Here is a 20,382-nt window from a genome sequence, read left to right as displayed (position 1 = left end):
TAAATTTTTGTCTTTTTAGTTTATTGTTCCTGAGATTTTTGAGGTTTATTTATAAATTCCTGAATTTCTTTTATCAGCAATTCCAAATTTACAATTTTAACGGTTCTAAGAGAATTATTACTATCGTAATCTTTTATATATTCTGTAAGTTTTTCAACAACTGTTTGCCAAAAAGGTTCTTCTTTAATAAGAATCTCTTTATTATAAGAATGGTTACTATTATATCGTAAATGTAATGCATGATGAAAATCGTGTATCAATGAATTTTTACAATTTACTATTGCCTGAACAAATTCAGCAATATAATCATTGTTGATAAAAATTTCTTTTTGCCGATTTTCATCATTAAAGTAAATTACATTATCAAAATCGTTATTATCTTCTCCCCTTAACATCTGAATTATTTTTTTTAATTTTTCACTTACTTCTTCTCTAGACAATTCAGAAATACATTCTTCTTTGGACTCTTTAAAATCATCCAATATTTCAGAAAAAACAGGATTATCATACGATGCAAAATCATAATTTTTTGAATTATAACGTAAATCACAATCTACATTATTTCCATATTTTATTATCCATGTCTTGCAACATTTCATGATATAATCAACTGCAAGCCTCTTAATTGAATTTATATCTTCCTTAATCAATTTATTTTCATTAAAATGAATAATTAATCCTAAATAGTGAAAAAAATATAGGGAAATCCAAATATTCTAACGAAAAATAATTAACCCTAAATTCACTAAGTAAATTTTGAAAATCTTTTTCATCTAATGCTCTATAAAAAAATAATTTATCCAATAAATCCTTACGATTCTTATCAAAAAAACTTTTAATGTTTTTATCTATATTAGTAAAATCTGATCTAAATAGAATATTAACCCATACATGCATTTCAAATATAGTAGCTTGTATTGAATTAAATGAAAGAAAAAATCTTTCTAAATAATTATTATAAAAAAATTTTCTTTTATTTATAATTTCCAGAAGTTTATAATTTTTAGCATAAATTTCTTCTAATTCTGGTGGATAACTATCAAAAGAATAGCGAGAATTAACTAATATTTTATTTATATCCCTCATGATTTTTTCAGATAAATCATTGCCCGTTATTTTCCATTCAATAATTACTAATTTTAAAATGAAAAAATTTTCAATTAACATATTAATAAAATTTCTTTTTATTTCATTCTCTACTCTTTCTTCACCCGTTAATTCATTATCCTTTTCCAGGGGATAATAATCGTCTTTGATATTTTGTAACAAATCTCCACAATCATCTATGGCCTGTTTAAGCCCTCTTAAATTTGGTATGGCAATCTAACCATCTTTATAAATCCGTTTAATAAATTTATGATGTAGTGCGATAAGCTTTTTATATTTGTTGGGTTCCGTGCCATTCTCGCCAGTAAATAAAAAATAATTCACTACAGCTTCAAAATTGGAATAAATTTTGAAAGTTTTCCCAATGACTTTCTCTTTAAATTCTTTATATAAATAGGATTTTTTCAGAATTTCAGGATCTACAGCCTGTTTATTGCGATCAATTACATTACCCTAGTTTACATTATCAGGTTGCCTGTTTCTGTCTTTGTTGTTTTTTTCGTTATCTTCAATCTCAGAAATTTCAGATTGTTCAATCAAAAGCTTTTCCTCATTCGCTATAAGGATAACTTTCATTTTTTCAACTTCTACAACTTGATTGATCCAGCCCAGCAACTCTTTTAAGGGAATATCTGATCTTTCCAAATCATCAAGAATATAAACCAGATTATGTTTTTTCACTGATGAAATAATAGATTTCAATCTTTTTTAAAATCTGGAAAAGTTGTTAATGGAATAAATGCCTTGAGTAAGGAAAAATAAGGATTGGCAAAATTAGAAATATTTGCATTTTTAATCAATAAGGAAGCAATATCTGATAGAATATTAAAATTACCAAAAAGTGATTTAGTCAATCTACTTTCCAGTTCTTCTACAGTTTTGATACCGAATACGCTGATCTTGATAAATCGTATATTATATTTTTTTAATTTTTCATTTCTTGATAATGCTTTACTTAATCGATCAGGTTCGAATGCAAGATAATGATCAAATTTTATACCAACAGATACCAACTTTTGATAGATAAATACCAATATATTATAAACAAATTCAATTATAAATTTAAATAATCCACCCTCGCTTAAAATAACTTTGCTATTTTGTAATTTATCAGCCCCTGAATATGCATCGATATAATATGTTTTACCGATGCCCCATTTACCAGTTAGCAATACAGCAAATTCTGGCTCTTTTTTATCAAGAACATAATAATCCAAATACTCCGTGATATCTTGATTATCACCACCTAAAATGTCAGAAAATTTATCCACAGTATATCTCATTCATAATATTACTTATTTTGATTTTGTAATATTTTAACCTGAAATTTGAATGAATGAGATATTATTTCATAATCAAGTAATCACTATTGATTTATATTATGGGCAGGCTTTCCCCATCTGTTTTCCGTTGGTTTGCTATCAATACAAAACATGATAATAAGGGCTAATGACCCTATGACGGTAAAATATAGCAATAACCACCACCCCGATAGATTAATATCATGCAAACGCCTGATTGAAACCGAAATCAGGGGAATGAACGTAAATAAAAGCCAACAGAAAATAAAAAGATAAATAACCCATACAATAATTGACAAGACTGGATGGGATGATGATCCTATATTATACACAACATAAAAAAGAACGACCGTGCTTATAACTAGAACGGTAAGAAAGATAAACAGAAAATACCAGAATTCCTTTCTTCCAGCCCTTCCCTCTATTGTCAAATAATTTTTTATACATCTATTAAACCAATCAATGATTGTATTATTTTCTTCATTATCATATTGGTTAGATACATCAATGTTATTCTCTGACATGTTCATCTGTTTGCACCCTTTTCAGTAAAGATAAATGGTGGACTTTTTGCATTCACCGAATTATCAGAAACACCTGATTATTGAATATTCTGGTCAATATTCCGGAATATCCCAATATTTGTATTTATATTGTAATAATAAATAATTATACAAACAACAAAAATAATTCCATAATAATAGAATTAATATTTTTATAGAATTACAAACAATACTGTTAAAATTATTAACATAGATTATTTTATATTTTTTTTATTTTATATTATCCAGACTGATAACAAAAATCCCTTTTCTGTAAAACTGTTAAAGAAAAGGGATGAAAATCAGTTATCTATATTTTAATTTTGCTGGAGGCCCCCATTGATTATCCTCATATTTAGTATCAATGCAAAACATGATCCAAACAGCAATTGAACCAACGGGTATGAAATGAAGCAACAACCAAAAACCTGACAAATTAATATCATGAAGACGTCTGACCGCAACGGAAATCATGGGAATAAACATTACAATGCTAAATACACTCCACAAGAATATTGATAGATATAGACAGGCCTCAAACATTAGTATTCCATCGAATGAAGTATCCGTTTGAACAACAGTAGCAGAAAATAACAGGCCAATTATGAGTAGTCCAATAAAAAAAACGGCCCAGTAACAAATTTGAAACGACCAAAATTCTGTTCTTCTGGCCCTTCCTTCAAAATTAACATAATTTCTGATGCATTTATTAAACCATCCTATGATCGTATAGTTTTTTTCGTTTTCAAGTTTTTGTTCATATTGGGTCCGTGATTGAATTTTATTCATAAAATGAACATTTTTATCATCAATTAATATAAAAACTGCAACAGCCCTACCGAGTTGATTGACTTGAAAATCAACACAGGTCCCTTTTTGAGGGGCGATATTTTCCTTCCATTCATCGCCACTAAATTCGTAACGCTGCCCATCATCGCCTGAGATATACCCTGTATTAGTCTGTATGATAAAATTGAGTATATATCCCCGCATATTTAATTTTTTTCCTGTCTTAAATCAATGATATCAAATAATTTTTCTAAAATATAATCTAGTCTAGAAATCCATCATTTTTCAAAATTTCCATAACGGTCTGAATACGGTTATTATAAAGATGATCCCGCAGAGTGCGTGCCTGTGCTTTTTTAGCCGTTTCCAATAATAAATCTGGATCATTCAAATATTTATCAAGTTGTTGTTGAAAATCATAACGTGTTGAAAAAACCGGGACCTCATCCCGTTCATAAAAATCATGAATTGCATAATTATCTTCATGAAAAAGCTGCATAGCACCTGCAGCAGATGCCTCGAACGTTCTTGGTCCAGGGTTTGAAGGCATAATCATATACCGTTTATTTTCAAAATGAAGGCTACGACCCAAATTAAGAACAATTTTCGAGCGCTGATATAACTCAATTAACTGATCTTTCTCTATCCTGGCATCTGAAAAGCCAATCCCGAATTCACCCCATCCTGGGCCGATAATTTTTACTTTTAGATTTGTCAGGGCTGGTTTTATGCTGCGCATGACATCCTTGCGGCTACCAAATGCAACACCACAAAACATGACATCAACCGTTTTTTCAATGGTTTCGTCAATGGGACGGTAATGCAACTTTTCACAAGCTGCCAAAGGTAAAAAATGGGTATGTGGATGATTATAAAAATTCGTTCCCCAACGATCACAGGAAAATATTACATCGAAATCGTCAATAATTCTGTAATTGGCATCTTGTTCATATGGATCTTCTGTCGCCCAAAAAATGGTGATCGCACCGAATTTTTTTGCCCTGTGACATACTTCTCCAAAATAGGTGCTTTCCGGCAAATATGATCCAATTGAAAAAACAATCTTAGGTTTTATATACTCAATTGCAGCCGCGGCTCCTGCAATATTCGTGGAAATTACATTACCTTCACCAAAAACACTTTCCCAACCTGATATAATGGCTTCACGGATCTGCGCATTGGCCTGCGATTCATAACGTCCACCACTGCATACCATTACTTTTTCATTTTTAGTTTTTTGCAATTTATTTTTTGATTTTATAGCCATATGAACCTTTTAACACCTGTGTAAAATAACTTTTGATAAAATTGACTGCAACTTCTCCTTAAACCGTTCACGATTGCATTCGCGAGCAATACGATCAAGGGCATTTTGACGCAGTTGATTCCATAATTCCTCCGTCTGGTACAACCTAATAATTTGCGAGGCAAAAAATTCCGGATTATCCGTGGAGGCTGCAAGAATATCCCTTTCATCTTGCCATCCCAGTTGTTCCACCAATAAATTTGACGCCACGATAGGAATTCCATAGGATGCAGCTTCATGTAACTTATAGGGAATGCCACCCGCAAATCTCGTTGGTGCGATATAGACACGATGATCATCATATAAACTGGACAAATCTGGCACCATTCCCAAAAAATCTATATCAGGATAATTAATCAAGGCGGATATATCAACAGAGGGATTTACATAGCCTGCAATTGAAAAAGTAAGATCCGATCCCATTTTATCAATCAAAATCGGCATCACAGAAGTTATAAACCATTTCAAACTGTCATAATTAGGTGCCTGATCATCATGCAAAGCGCCAACAAAAAGAATATTTTTGCGCTCTTTCCATTCCTTTTGTGATTTGCGTATGTTGATACTATGTCCGAGGATATCGACATTGTTAAATCCTGCCTGTCTAATATAATTTGCATCAATTTCATTAACGGCTACAATTTCTTGACAATGTTTTGCACAGGATAACTCCTCCTCCAGAGCCTGTTGAAAATTTTCGTCTATTTCCTTTTCCAATAGCTTTGCCTGCAATCGTGTCCGGGGTGTCGCAACAACCTCTGTATCAAGGATTATTTCCTGGGGTAAATAACGGCTAGCTTCACCCATCATGGGCAATATTCTATTTAAATTATGGGTTCTTCCTATCCAGACCAAATCATAATATCCCGCTCTTTCCTTAAAGAAATCACGAAGATGTTCAACTGTATGATTGAACAACACCTCAACCGTATCAGGCATGCTTGAATAAATCTGATAAACATGGGGATAAAAGTAATTTATAGGATAAACCGTCACTTCATACCCTAATTCAGACATTTGGAAGATAATGTCATTTGAACGAATATACCCAGACCCCAGATGTTTTAAAGGAACCCTATCCTCAATGAATAAAATTCTTTTATTTATATTTCGTCTCTGTCGCGCAATTAAAATATTATCACTATGTCGGGGAGATTGAAACCTTAAAAAATCCGCATGTTCTCTGGCAAATAATCGATGGTTTCGCTTTATCAAACCACTTGAAATAATCGGATTGCTTGAACAATACTCCATATGTTCCACAACTGCATTGGGATCATATACAATACGATATCCCGCCTTTATCATCCGAACACAAAAGTCCGTATCCTCAAAGTAGGCTGGATAATAAATAGGGGAAAATCCATTCAATTCCTTCAGCACTTTTGATTTTACAGCCAACATCGCCGCTGAACAGTAATCAACATCCCGAACAAAATTCGCCTCGGGAATCAATGGGTCTTTTCCCCTCAAATACCCTGTCGTTGTTCCATCCCGCCAAATAATCTGGCCTGCCTCTTGAAGCAATCCATCTGGATGAATTATTTTACCTCCGACTGCACCAATATTATCTGCTGAAGTCAACCGTTTACAAAGTGCATCAATTGCTCCCGGCAATAAATTAATGTCATTATTCAAAAAGATAACAATCGGGGCATCAACGTCTTCCATCAATATGTTGCATGCCTTACCAAAGCCAAAATTATAGGGAAAACGGTTTACGGAAGCACCGATCAAACAACCTTGGATAAATTGACTGTCATCTATCGAGTGATTATCACCCAAGAGTAATTGTATATTTCCATTAAAATTAGAACGAAGGGATGCCAACGCGGTCAATGTTACCGTCAGATTATTGTGCATCAACATAATTACACAGATATCCGCCTGACCATTATAGGAGAAATCAAGCTTTTCATGAACAACCGATGGTAAAACAAGTCTTGATTTTTTTTTAAAATATGTTCTGCTTTCCTTTGTTTCATTAGTTAAGCGATAATGAGAATCATCAGGTTGCTTATTTATCCACTGATCAAGTTTTTGTTCAAATACATAAGCTGCAAAAGCATCCCTGAATATACCCGTTTCAACCTTATCACGAATATCCCCTGATAGATAATATTCGCGCAGATTAATATCGGTCCTTGGAGAACGAAGTTCTAACGCACCATAATGTATAAAATGATCATAGCCGTTTCTAAAATTTGCTGTTGATTCAATGGCTTGATTTATATCCTTATAATGATCTAGGTAAAATTCTTCTTCAAACCATGGAGATGGATTAAATAGTTTTGGAGTTTCATTCAAACAATAATGATGTAAAGCACAAAGATATTCACCATCAGCAATTTTTTGTTTTACATCAGGATATTTTTCTAAATACCATGATGTGTCAAAATAAAGAGAGACATTTGTATTTTTTTCAACATCACTAAGATAATAAAGAAAATTTCTATAAGGATTTTGACTGCGCTTTACATCTTCACGTTCATAACATGCCTGTTGATAGATTGAAGGATCGAATAACAAGGATCCTGTACGACGTAATCCATCCCCTTTTTTCAAATAATGATCATAGGCATTAATATATTGGCAATCATTAATAACTTCATGAATAAAATCAGCGTTATTTTTTAAATAATAATGTGTTGAAAAAAGCCAGTGAGGATCATGTGTCAAATAACCCTGATTACAATAATGCTCAAAACCTGATTTAAACGCTCCACGATCAATATTTTTTCTTAATTCAGGATATCGTTGTAAATACCATTCCTCATCAAAGTAGGGATTGGGAGAATGACCTAAAATTGAACCTACCTGATTATAATAAATTTCCACATCATCCAAACCACAATTTTTCATTCTTTCACTTAGGTCAGGATAGGTTTTTATATACCATTCCCCATCAAATTTAGCCCATAATGCTTGATCAACTGCATCCTTGTCATTTTCTATATTTTTTTGAATTGGCAAACTATCAGATTGTGACGAAACAGGTAAATCCTTATTCCGTCCCCCATAATTTGTTCCGCTAGCTAGCAATCGAATATAGGCATTTGGATAAAGTCCCTTTTGAATATCCTGTTTTACAGCTTTATCCGCAGCATATTGCTGTAAATTTATTTCTTCACAGGGATCCCATAAAAGCTGTATTCCCTCGTAAATAAAATGAGCATATCCATTTCTATATTTTTTGAACGCTTGAACATTCTCAAGCTGGCTTTTATATTTTTGATCATAAAAGGATTCATCAAACCAGGCATTTGGATTGAAATTGAAAGCTTGACTGTTTACTAGATAATGATGAATATAATTGTTGAATGTTCCTTCTGAAATTGCCTTTGTTATTTCTGGATAATTCTGCGCATACCATTCTGGATCAAAATACCAGGATACCTGTATTTTACCATCAATTTCATCCAAATATTTTAGATAATGTTGATAAGGCGATAACCCTTCCTTAATGGCCTGTTGATATTTTCCAATGAAAAAATTACTGTTAAAAAAAAGACTGCCACTATTTCCCTCAATATCTCCCACTTTCAGAAAATGGTCATATCCATTAACAAATCCATTCCTTTCCAAATTCTCATTTGTCAAATGTGGATTTACTTTTTTGTAATATTTTTCAGAAAATAACCAATGCGGATCATGGGTATGATATCCCTCCTTGCAATAATGTTGAAAACCACTAGTAAATTGATGGCAATCAACCATTAGTTTTACATCAGGATATTTCTGTAAATACCATTCCTCATCAAAATAAGGATTGGGGGAATGACCTTCAAAACAACCAAATGTTTTATAATATTCTTCAACACTATCAACTTCCAGTGCCTTCATTTTTGAAGTTACATGATCATATTTGTGAACATACCATTTTTCATCAAAAGCCTGCCATATTGGCATATAATCTGAAGAGGCTATTTCCTTTTCAATATTAGAAATGCTATCCTCGATAACTGAAAACCCTTTTTCATTTTTTCGCGTAGATATGGAGTCTGAAACATCCCCAGATTCAACGGTCTCTTGATTCTTTACTGATTTTTGTATATTAAAACTATTTTCGATTTTGTCTTTATCGTTTGAATATTTTTTTTGGATTTCCATGAATTTATTTAAAAGATGCAAATCCTGTTGAGCCACCCAATATTCAAATATATTCAGATATAGATTGTCTTTTGCAATTTTTTCAAATATCTCATCAGAAAATTGATTATAATCAAAATCCTTCAATGGTTTTCGTTTTTCCTTGCATCCACATACAATAAAATGTTCATAACCATTTCGAAAAAGTCCATGACCATCCATCAAAATCGAAGGAGATAAATCCTGATAGTTTTCAAGATAAAATTGTTCGGAAAATTGTTCCAAAGGCGAGAATAATGTTGGTGTTGGATTGGATAGATAATGATGGAGAAGATTCAAGTATTGATAATTGGTGGTTTTTAATGTTTCCTTTGAATATGTATTTCCATACCATTTTGGATCAAAAAACCATGAAAGTCTGAATTTATCGAAATCATCCGTATCATTTGTTAAAACATATTGATATGGACCATATTCTGTGATTTCGTCTAAATTCTCTTTTTGGGATAAATACAAACAGGGATTGAAAAAAAAACTTCCTTTAAGACAGGATCTATCTCCAACCCGTAAATAATGATCATAACCATTAATATAAGGTTTTCCCTCGCCAATCAGGTCATTTATTTCTGGATTATGCTTTTTATAAAATGTTTCTGAAAATAACCAATGTGGTGAATGATCTTTAAAGCCAATTTTACAGTAATGATCAAATCCAGAAGTGTATTTCCCTTTTTTTATAAGCTCCTTTACATCATAATATTTTGTCAAATACCATTTTTCATCAAAATACGGATTGGGCGAATTTCCAACCTTATACCCATTAGTTGAATGATAAGCAAAAACATCGCCTTGATATATATCCTGTATCAGTAACGAAAAACTTTTATACCGATTACGATACCATTCCAAGTCGAAAACCATCCATTTGGGTTGTTTTTCTTCACTATCATACACAATTTACCACCTTATATTTTAATTAAAATAGCTACTTAAATAATTATACTTATCGCTAGTTAAAATTTATTTGAAATTATTTTTATTAATTAAAATCACTCCCTAAATAATTTTCTTTTCAAAAAATCCGTATATTGATCAATTGTATCTTCATTTATTATATCATCCATAATATTACTGACCTGGTTATTTTTAAAATTCACAGAAATATTCACTGGAACAACCAAAAATTCATTATGAATGAGATTAATCAGAAAAATTTGAAATTTTCCTTCTAATTTTAGAGAATATCCTTTCTGTAAATCCAATTGTATGTAAAAGCCATTGTTTAATGGAACATTTTGAAAAACTGAAATTGTTTCATGACGAATAAATCTTGATGTAGCAACAAAAAAACAGTTTTTAAAAGATTCATTAACAAAGGCAAGATATATCTGCCCTGCCTTACTTGTTGTGCGATCAAAGGCCCATCCAGAAATTTTAAGCAAATTCCCTGCTTTTTCATTTTCCGGATTAATATCCGTAGATAAATTTTGAATATAATATTCTAGTTTACCTAAATTTTTATGAAACAATCTATTTTCTGAAATATCACTTAATTTTATTCCACGCATAATACCATCTTTTTCAGTAATACGCAGAAAATCATCTAATATAACCTGATTATCATGAAATTCATTATAGATTTTAACAACTTTTCCGGCGTTAACCTTTATTTCGTAACCAGCCAGTTGAAATGCCGCTATTCCATTGACAACATTAATCAAGCCAATTCTAAAACGACCCTCACACCATTTTCCTCTCAATGCTGATTTACACGAAAATCCATTTCGTACAGGAGCATTAACAAAATTAGATGCCACATCCTCCCGACTTTCTCGATCGCATTTTAAGAAAATTGTCAAATCACTATCCTGATGAATCAAAACCGTATACAAATTTCCTGCATTGGACATATCAGGATAAATAAACCATCCACGAATATGGAATTCATCTGCCTCTTTAAATTTGCTGTCATCATCGACATTAAGAATATGATAACAGATATCATCAATATAAAAATGTGCTCCCTGTACAACTGCCCAATCTTCAATTTCCTGTGGAAGCTCGATATAAAGACTGCTACTTGTGGGCGCATCAAAAATATGACGAGGTGGTGCCTGCTCTTTCCAAGATGCATGTGGAATATAATGAAGCCGCCCTATATCCCATCGCAACCCGCTGTTACCCAACATATTTATAGGAACGACTTCATCGTAAACTTGCAATAATTTTTCAGCATAATCTTTTGAATTGACCCATAAATCAGGTGAAATGTTATTGATAAGCTTCTGACGCAATATTTCATCCGAACGTATCAGTTCCAATCGATCAATAACCAGATTCACATCCCCGATGGGGACCGTAAATCCATTAATTCCATCCTGCACACGATCTTTTAACGCACCAACATCTGTCACAATGGGAATTAACCCATTCTGCCAAACTTCAGAAAGCGATATACAATATGTTTCGGGCCATATTGACAATATCAGGGCTACATCTGCTACCTGCAATGCCGAAACTTCACCCAATCCATATGAACCATGCAATATAATATTATCAAGTTTCAAATCTTTTAGGACAGATTCATAGTCAGGCTGCATATATCCAAAAATATGAAATTCATACAAATTTGGATTGGCAGTCTGTAATATGGATAAAATCGTATCTGCACCCTTTGAACGGATAAAATTACCAACAGTCGCAACTTTCAGTTTTCTGCCTTCCAGGGGTTTGAACTCTTTTTTTATCAAAGGTATTGTTGTGTCTGGCGAAGGGATCCCAAGAATATAATTTTTTTTACTTTCCACAACAGGATAAATATATTTTGCCACATCAAACGAATGTTGTGTTCCATATAAAAACGCATCAATGGATTTCATGACTTTTCCAACAAATGCACGCCGTGTCTGTTGCACACCAAAATCCAGCTTTTCAGAAATTTTAAGGCAAACATCACAAGTTCCAACATCTTTATTTTCTTCAATACGACAGTAACGTTGTTCGTAATTCAAAAGATTATAATGAGAACAAACCGCAAGAAAATCATGAAAAGAAAAAACCGTTCCAACACCGCAAGCCTTGGCTATAATCGGTAAGGAAAGAGTGTGATGGCCTAAATGCTGAATGTGGACCACATCAAATCCATATTGATTAATTATATTCGAAAAGGCAGTTTCTTCCCCGGCATCATTCATGGAATCCAACCAGCCCACATCTGGCATGTCAAACCGTTCCAATTCTTGACCATTGGAATCTGTTAGCGTACATGCACCTCTTCGACGAAGCCAATAATAAAATTCCACATCTTTTACTAGTCCAAAAGAAATAATCTGCTGATATACTTCAATGCCACCCCATACTTGTTCACGAATAGTGGAATGCGTGACAAATAAGACCTTCAATTTTTTTTTAAACTGAGATTCAACAATAATTTTTTTCTCTTTTTTCTTTAGAGAAAAATCCGCCTGAGTCACATCTTCAATAACTTTCAGACGATTTTGATACAAATGTGATTTCATTACAGATTGCTGAGAGGAAATCGCCATTTTCTTTCTGATATTCTTTTTTTCAATCACCTCTGCGATCTGTTTAATAATTTCTTCAGTATTATGAGCAATAGCAACTCCATTAATTTCTTTTAAATATTTCTCATCCATACCTGCTGGCAATTCCACAATCTGTGCTGTACCAGCCAAACCCAATTCATATAGACGTGGGCCAGGTGCAGTTGCCTGCCCTATATCTCCATGACTGGCATAATTGCGAAACATTGTTAAGGTAACTTTACTTGCATTGGCAAAATCAGTAAACGCTTCAATACTTACAGGTCTATGTATAACCCTTTCACTCAAATCAGCTGGCAAAGGTGACAAATATTCATTTCCAGGACAAATCAATTTATACCGTGCCTGGGGAAAGGCAATTATAACACGACGCAAAATATCAACACGGTTTGGCCACATTGTCCCCGCAAAACATATATCATAATCCAGCGCATCAGTTTCTTTCACTTTACGATAATGAATTTGATCACTTGCAGCCAAAGGTAAATAAAATGCTTCTGTTTGATAGGCCTTCACGCAAATAGGGTCGTTTGTAAACACATAATCAAAAATAGTCGTTACCTGAACATTGAAATCCAACATGAAGGGATCTTCAAAAGCCCAGAAAATCATGGTTTTAAAACACGGTCTAAGCCTTTTCATCAATTCATAATCAGTTCGCTGTCCATCAATACAAATAATAACTTCATGTTCTCCACTTGCTGCAACTGACAAGATATCCATATTATCAACTACAACAACATTATCTTCCCCCCATAGTTTTTTTGCTGCCCAAAAAACAGCAAGAGTTAAGTAAGAATTAGAGTTATGCGTATAATTTGTATTGTAAATGACTGCCATGATAAATACTTAATAATTCTTAATTAATTAGAAAAAGTAACAAAATCTATGATTTTAGTAAAAATATAATTTATATACGATATACTACAAAAGATTGCGTAATCACAACCAATTTGAATTATATTTTAAAATTATAAAAATTATCTTTTAACAGTTTTCATTAAAAGAATAAATTGTATCAATAAAAAAAACAGACTTTTTACAAAGCCTGTTTTTTAAAAGTTAAAAATATAAAAATCCTATTCTACATCCGGCTCGTTTTCGTTCCGTCGTCGGAAAGCTGCTCCAAGAATGTCTCCCAAGGAAGCGCCACTATCTGAAGACCCATAATCAGAAATAGCCTGTTTATCCTCTTCAACTTCACGTCCTTTAATCGTTAAGGTTAAACGACGTGCATTTTTATCAATTGAAACAACCTTAGCATCTACACGGTCACCGACATTAAAACGTTCCGGACGTTGTTCCGCCTTGTCACGAGAAAGTTCGGTACGTCGTATGAATCCACTTAAAATGTCATTAACACTTACATCAATACCATTTTGTTGAATACCAGTAATGGTACATGTAACAATACTGCCCTTGTTGACTTTTGCAAGTGCATCTGCAACAGAATCTTCACTTAACTGTTTGATACCCAATGAAATACGTTCTTTTTCAACATCCACATCAAGTACTTTTGCTTTAACAACGTCACCTTTTTTAAAGTGAGTAATAGCAACTTCACCAGGTTCATCCCACGAAAGATCAGACATATGAACCATACCATCAATATCGGCTGATAGACCGATAAACAGACCGAATTCGGTGATATTGCGGATTTCACCTTCAATTTCAGAACCAACCTGATGTGTATCAGCAAACTGTTGCCAAGGATTTGGTTGAACCTGTTTCAGACCTAATGAAATACGACGTTTTGAACTGTCAACATCCAATACAACAATATCAACTTCCTGAGATGTTGATACAATTTTGCCAGGATGAACATTTTTCTTTGTCCAAGACATTTCGGAAATATGAACAAGCCCCTCGACTCCAGGTTCCAATTCAACAAAAGCACCATAATCCGTGATGTTTGTAACGCGACCAGTAAATCGTGAGCCAACAGGATATTTTGTTGTGACATTTTCCCATGGATCAGCTTCAAGCTGTTTCATACCCAATGAAATACGATGAGTTTCAGGATTGAAACGAATAACCTGAACACGTACCGGCTGACCAATCTGTAAGGCTTCAGCTGGATGATTGACACGTTTCCAGGCTATATCCGTGACATGCAATAATCCGTCAACACCACCCAAGTCAACAAAGGCGCCATAATCCGTGATGTTCTTTACAACACCATCCAGAATCATGCCCTCTTTTAATCCTTGTATCAACTCGCTGCGTTGTTCAGCACGTGTTTCCTCCAATACCGCACGACGAGAAACAACAATATTCCCACGGGCACGATCCATTTTCAAAATTTGGAAAGGCTGTGCTACACCAATCATGGGGTTGATGTCACGGATAGGGCGAATATCAACTTGTGATCCAGGTAAGAAAGCCATTGCCCCACCTAAATCAACAGTAAATCCACCTTTGACACGGCCGAAAATGGTTCCGTTTATGCGTTGATTATTTTCAAAAGCTTTTTCAAGAGCAGACCATGCCTCTTCACGACGTGCCTTTTCACGTGAAAGCAGGATTGAACCGTCACGATCCTCATAACGTTCCACATAAAGTTCAACCATATCGCCTGGTTTAACTTCTGCCTTTACACCCGCAGGCGCGAATTCTTTTAAAGGAACACGTCCTTCACTTTTTAAACCGACATCAACGATCGCATAATCATCCGTTAAACGAACAATTTTACCTACAACAACGGAGCCTTCGAACCCAATATCTTGTCCAAGGGTTTCATCTAAAAGCGTAGCAAAATCTTCCCCACCAAAATGATCATTAGGGGTTTGTGTGGTGGCTGCAGCCATGAGTTTCTGTAATCCCAGTCACATTTAAAGACAAATATTGCCTTTTATATACAGACTTTAATTTGCGCGTTTCCAAAATAGAATGAATCTATTTATAAAAATACGACTTTTTCACGATTGAATTCATGAAACAATTTCAACGAAAAAATATTTTATTCTATTCTTTAAGAATAGAGGGGAGCATATAAGGAAGTTACTTTTTTTTCAATAATTTATTAAAGATAAATTTAAATTTCTTATCTTTTTAACAATTATTATGTCTTTTTACTTTATTAACCACTTTTTCTAGAACCTCCAGAGCTGTCAAATGATCTGTATCAATTACAATAGCATCCTCTGCAGGTTTTAACGGAGCTACTTCTCGAGACGAATCCATTTCATCCCTGGTTTTCAAATCCATCTCTATTTTGTTAATCTGCTGTTCTTTATTTTCGGCTTTTGAAAAATTAGCAAATTGCAACCAGCGTCTTTCTGCCCGTATCCTTGGTGAAGCCGTAAGATAAAATTTAAAATCAGCGGAAGGAAAAATAACCGTTCCAATATCCCGACCATCCATAACCCCGCCTCTTAACATGGCGAAATTGCGTTGAACATTTAATAAAGCAGCTCTGATTTTTGGATTGGCAGCAACCTGGCTGGCCGCTTTATCCACTTCAGGCATACGCAGATCATTTCTTAACCAATCTTTTTCTCGAAGATTTTCAGCAAAAGTCAGGACAGATTTGGAATCTGGTTTTTCACCTGCATCCAGCATTTTTCTACCAACTGCCCGATAAAGCAATCCCGTATCAAGATAAGGTAAATGAAAATAATCAGCTACTGACTTGGCCAATGTTCCCTTTCCCACACCTGAAGGTCCATCGATTGCTATAATTATATTTTTATCCATAATGAATATTCATTAGCCTTTATATTAAGTTATAATTATATTTTATATTTGAAATCCACACCCCAGTGAATTCATCAATTCAAAATATCCAGGAAAACTGGTGCGTATAAAACGAATATCATCGATAGTTATCGTTTTTTTTGCAACTAATCCCAAGATTGAAGCGCTCATTGCCAATCGATGATCCATATGGGTTTCAACTTCGCCTCCCCCTGGAATATTACCAAAGGTACCCTCAATAATCATATCATCTCCATGAGATTCAACAGAAACACCATTTTTCCGCAACATGTTTATGATGCTATTAAACCGATCACTTTCCTTAACCCGTAATTCTGCCAATCCTCTAAAACGGCTCTCGCCTTTGGCATACGCAGCAGCAACCGATAGAATTGGAAATTCATCTATCATGGATGGGACAATTGAAGCCGGAAGATCAACACCCTTTAATGTCGTGTTTTTAACAATAATATCACCCGTTATTTCACCACATTCCTGACGCTTATTAGATATCTGCAAATTGGCTCCCATCATTTTCAACGCTTCAATTATCCCGGTTCTCAAAGGATTAAGTCCGACATTCTCTATCAGTATTTCTGATCCGGAAATAATCAAGCCAGCTACCATTACAAATGCAGCAGAGGATGGATCACCTGGAACATTAACATCTTTAGCTACTAGTTGTGTTGGGCCTTGCAAACAGATTTTGCGACCTTTTTCAGCTAAGGTGCTAATATCAACCTTTACCCCAAAATGATTCAACATATTTTCTGTATGATCTCTTGTTGCAATCGGTTCTTCTACAATTGTCATGCCATTGGCATTTAGACCCGCCAACAAAATGGCGGATTTTACCTGTGCAGACGCAACAGGTAACCGGTATGTAACGGGATTAGCCTTTTCCACTCCCTTGATCGCCATAGGCAAACGTCCCTCATCGCGTGTACTAAACTGGGCACCAGTCTGGCTCAATGGTTCTATAACTCTTCTCATGGGGCGTTTTCTCAAACTGCCATCACCTGTCATAACACTGAAAATATTATGTGTTGATAAAATCCCACTTAACAACCGCGCCGACGTTCCGGAATTTCCCATATTCAAAACATCATCAGGCTCATTCAGATATCCAACCCCCTTGCCTATAACGTGCCATTCACCGGGTGCCTTTTGATGAATAATTGCTCCCAAAGCACGCATGACCTGAGCGGTTTGCATAACATCCTCACCCTCAAGCAATCCCGTGATTTTTGTTTCTCCATTTGCCAGAGCCGATAACATTAGAGCACGATGGCTGATTGATTTGTCACCTGGAACATTCACTTTACCTTTCAAAGGCTGTTGTAGAAAAGAAACAACAAGTGGTTGTTTTGAGTGAGTAACTGTCATAATTTTATTTTCCAATTTAACAAATAGAGTATAAAAACAAAAAAAACTTTGATTTAAATCAACAAATCGTATTTTATCATTTGACAATAAGACAATAAACTGGCATTTCGCCATATTTATGTTTTATTTTTTCGATCAGAGAACAGGATACATAAATGGTCAAGCTAGAATTGGGTATTAAAAGAACATGTTGTGCTTGTGGGACTCGTTTTTATGATTTAAACAAAATGTTACCTGTATGCCCAAAATGTGGCACTGAACAACCCATTGAACTACCTCGTCATCGTCAAATTGAAGGAAGCGGCAATCTGGACGAAGAAAAAGAAATCGATACCATTATTGATACTGATGATCTGGAAAATTCAGATGCTGATGTCGATGATGTAATTGAGGATGCTTCAGATCTTGAGGACGATGTTGATGCTATCGGCTCTGAAATAGAAGCAATTAAAAATAACGACGACGATAACGATTCTTAAAAATGATACAGGAATTCATTATGAATTCCTCTTTTCTGATTATAAATACATTAACCAGTCTTACCATTTAAATCGCATTTGATATCATAATAAACTTGAATTTTAATAAATTTGTATTTAATCAATTGAAGATAAAAAAGTATTTTGCAAATTTTCTGCTATTAATAGCAGACTTTATCTATTCCATCGTTCAATTTCAACGCCGACCCCAGCTGTCTCCGGAATAATATCCAGTTTTTCAATCATGACGCGAACAACCTGAATCCTCTTATCCTTCAAGATACGGTCAGCCAAGGTCTCAGCCAACGTTTCGACCAAATGAAAATGGGTCTGAAGAACAGTGTCTTTTACATCGTCAACAATATCCGCATAGGATACCGTCCGGGATAAAATATCTGGACCAACGCCTTTTTCTTCCTGAATTCCAATGGAAATATTCAATTGAATACGCTGAGTTTTTTTCTGTTCAAAATCATAAACACCTATACGTGCCATCAAAATTAAGTCACGAATAAAAATTCGACGTAAGGGTACGTCATAGTGCCCTGACCATACTAGGGAAAAATTCATAAATAAATCCTGTTTTACTCGTTTTTATCTGGCATTAATGTCGGTGACCACTGTAAATGTTGCCCTCCATCCAAAGCGATCATCTGTCCCGTCACAGAGGGTAAACATATCAAGCTTAGTACCGCTCGCGCCACTTCCTGTGCAGACGTGCCACGCTGCAACGGAACAGATTTGCATTGATTGGCAAATTGTTCGGCGGTTTGACGTTTATGGGCCATTGCTGGACCGGGCCCAACAGCATTGACTCGAATTGATTTATGAGCCAATGCTAGGGCCATTGTTTGTGTTAATGTCCATAATGCGGATTTGGAAACTGTATAACTGACAAAATGTGGTGTTAGAGACCATACACGTTGATCAAGCAAATTAATAACACATCCACTAGATTGCTTCGGTAATAATTTTGCAAAATCCTGAATTAACTGAAAAGGAGCCCATAAATTGGGCATTAAATGTTCTTGCCAGGATTGCAAGGTTACACTATCCCATTCATCGCGCTCAAATACACTTGCATTATTAATCAGAATACCTATTGATCCCAATTGATCTACTGCCAGTCCAAACAAGTGTTTAACCTGATCAGCATCGGAAAGATCGGCTGTCAGTAGAATTACATTTCTCCCAAGCCGCCGAATTTCCTCTATCAATGTTTCAGCTTCTTGAGTGCGCTTACGGGCATGTAAAACAATATCAAATCCAAATCTTGCCAAGGTTAAAGCAATTTCACGCCCTAACCTTACGGTCGCCCCCGTAATAAAAGCAACTTTAGGGAGTGAATCAGAAACTGGGAAATAATTAGTTGATCTCCCTTGATTGGACACAGAACTTTCCTTTATTTTGTAAAGATGCAACTTATTATCATAAACAACATGATTTTTGCAGTAAAAAATTACGAATTTGCACAACTAAGCTGGACGTCTGGCGGTCAAAGCCGCTGTCAGGGTTCCTTCATCAAGAATTTCCAGTGAGCCACCCATTGGAATGCCTTGACCAACACGGGTTATTTTTACATGCCAGGGTAACAATTGATCATATAGCCAATGCATAGTTGTTACACCCTCAACCGTAGCACCAAGTGCAAGGATAATTTCCTTGACTTCATTGCGCTTCAACCGTTTTAAAAGAGGCCCTAGATTTAAATCCTCTGGCCCTACCCCAGCCAAGGGGGATAAGGTGCCGCCCAACACCTGATAATAGCCCCTGAACGCTCCGGTTTTTTCCAGTGCCCATAAATCCCCAACTGTCTCAACGATACAAATCAATTCACGATTACGATTTAAATCATTACAGATCTGGCATGGATCACTGCTATCCAAATTACCACAGGAAGAACAGGTTTTCACCTTCTTGGCTGCCTGTTCTAACGCGTTTGCCAAGGGAATCATACGGGAATGTGGCTGTTTTAGTAATGTCAAAACAGCACGACGCGCCGAACGTGGCCCAAAACCAGGTAATTTACCAAATAAAGTAATTAGCCGTTCAATTTCCGGACCACCCACTATACCCTCTTCTTACCAAGATAATTAACTAACAACAAATTACCTTTATTACCAA

General features: G+C 34.8%; 16 protein-coding genes. 1 reads left to right on the top strand and 15 read right to left on the bottom strand.

Going from position 1 to position 20,382, the window contains the following annotated elements:
* Positions 1–20: 20 nt before the first annotated feature.
* The 12 genes from H3R28_RS04235 to aroA all read right to left on the bottom strand — a co-directional run bounded on the left by H3R28_RS04235 (position 21) and on the right by aroA (position 17,779).
* The gene (locus tag H3R28_RS04235) at positions 21–650 is read right to left on the bottom strand and encodes a hypothetical protein (RefSeq protein WP_198209728.1); all 630 of its coding nucleotides are present in this window, start codon (positions 648–650) and stop codon (positions 21–23) included.
* Positions 651–660: 10 nt separating this feature from the next.
* Entirely contained in the window at positions 661–1,269 is a 609-nt protein-coding gene (locus tag H3R28_RS04230) for a hypothetical protein (protein WP_198209726.1), read from the bottom strand.
* Between the two features lie 291 nt (positions 1,270–1,560).
* Entirely contained in the window at positions 1,561–1,809 is a 249-nt protein-coding gene (locus tag H3R28_RS04225) for a P-loop NTPase fold protein (protein ID WP_198209724.1), read from the bottom strand.
* The gene (locus H3R28_RS04220; protein WP_198209722.1) at positions 1,806–2,378 is read right to left on the bottom strand and encodes a P-loop NTPase fold protein; all 573 of its coding nucleotides are present in this window, start codon (positions 2,376–2,378) and stop codon (positions 1,806–1,808) included. The genes H3R28_RS04225 and H3R28_RS04220 overlap by 4 nt, the downstream gene beginning before the upstream one ends.
* 95 nt (positions 2,379–2,473) lie before the next feature.
* The gene (locus H3R28_RS04215; RefSeq protein WP_198209720.1) at positions 2,474–2,932 is read right to left on the bottom strand and encodes a DUF805 domain-containing protein; all 459 of its coding nucleotides are present in this window, start codon (positions 2,930–2,932) and stop codon (positions 2,474–2,476) included.
* Positions 2,933–3,256: 324 nt separating this feature from the next.
* Positions 3,257–3,943, bottom strand: coding sequence for a DUF805 domain-containing protein (locus tag H3R28_RS04210; RefSeq protein WP_198209718.1), 687 nt, complete (start codon positions 3,941–3,943; stop codon positions 3,257–3,259).
* A 58-nt stretch (positions 3,944–4,001) separates the two neighbouring features.
* Complete coding sequence (locus H3R28_RS04205) at positions 4,002–5,006, bottom strand: glycosyltransferase (RefSeq protein WP_198209716.1); 1,005 nt, start codon at positions 5,004–5,006, stop codon at positions 4,002–4,004.
* A 9-nt stretch (positions 5,007–5,015) separates the two neighbouring features.
* Positions 5,016–10,088, bottom strand: coding sequence for a glycosyltransferase (locus H3R28_RS09050; RefSeq protein WP_198209714.1), 5,073 nt, complete (start codon positions 10,086–10,088; stop codon positions 5,016–5,018).
* Between the two features lie 95 nt (positions 10,089–10,183).
* Positions 10,184–13,537, bottom strand: a complete 3,354-nt coding sequence (locus H3R28_RS04195; protein ID WP_198209712.1) for a glycosyltransferase — start codon at positions 13,535–13,537, stop codon at positions 10,184–10,186.
* Positions 13,538–13,776: 239 nt separating this feature from the next.
* The gene (rpsA, locus tag H3R28_RS04190) at positions 13,777–15,504 is read right to left on the bottom strand and encodes a 30S ribosomal protein S1 (RefSeq protein WP_110438746.1); all 1,728 of its coding nucleotides are present in this window, start codon (positions 15,502–15,504) and stop codon (positions 13,777–13,779) included.
* 244 nt (positions 15,505–15,748) lie between these two features.
* Positions 15,749–16,393, bottom strand: coding sequence for a (d)CMP kinase (gene cmk / locus H3R28_RS04185; protein ID WP_198209710.1), 645 nt, complete (start codon positions 16,391–16,393; stop codon positions 15,749–15,751).
* A gap of 42 nt (positions 16,394–16,435) precedes the next feature.
* The gene (aroA, locus tag H3R28_RS04180; protein WP_198209708.1) at positions 16,436–17,779 is read right to left on the bottom strand and encodes a 3-phosphoshikimate 1-carboxyvinyltransferase; all 1,344 of its coding nucleotides are present in this window, start codon (positions 17,777–17,779) and stop codon (positions 16,436–16,438) included.
* A 155-nt stretch (positions 17,780–17,934) separates the two neighbouring features.
* Here aroA and H3R28_RS04175 point away from each other — a divergent pair, with 155 nt between their 5' ends.
* On the top strand, positions 17,935–18,258 hold the full coding sequence (locus H3R28_RS04175) for a TIGR02300 family protein (protein ID WP_110438744.1): 324 nt from the start codon (positions 17,935–17,937) through the stop codon (positions 18,256–18,258).
* A gap of 174 nt (positions 18,259–18,432) precedes the next feature.
* On the opposite strand, the gene folB is transcribed toward H3R28_RS04175, so the two are convergent.
* From folB to recR, 3 genes are all read right to left on the bottom strand, one after another.
* Positions 18,433–18,828 (bottom strand): dihydroneopterin aldolase, encoded by a 396-nt coding sequence (gene folB / locus H3R28_RS04170; protein ID WP_198209706.1) that lies wholly within the window; start codon positions 18,826–18,828, stop codon positions 18,433–18,435.
* A gap of 14 nt (positions 18,829–18,842) precedes the next feature.
* Complete coding sequence (locus tag H3R28_RS04165; RefSeq protein WP_198209705.1) at positions 18,843–19,649, bottom strand: SDR family oxidoreductase; 807 nt, start codon at positions 19,647–19,649, stop codon at positions 18,843–18,845.
* 84 nt (positions 19,650–19,733) lie between these two features.
* The gene (gene recR, locus H3R28_RS04160) at positions 19,734–20,327 is read right to left on the bottom strand and encodes a recombination mediator RecR (protein WP_198209704.1); all 594 of its coding nucleotides are present in this window, start codon (positions 20,325–20,327) and stop codon (positions 19,734–19,736) included.
* Positions 20,328–20,382 lie beyond the last annotated feature (55 nt).

The sequence above is a fragment of the Commensalibacter sp. M0268 genome (genome assembly GCF_016101925.1).
Classification (GTDB): Bacteria; Pseudomonadota; Alphaproteobacteria; order Acetobacterales; family Acetobacteraceae; genus Commensalibacter; species Commensalibacter melissae.
This window is presented reverse-complemented; position numbering and strand designations above follow the sequence as displayed.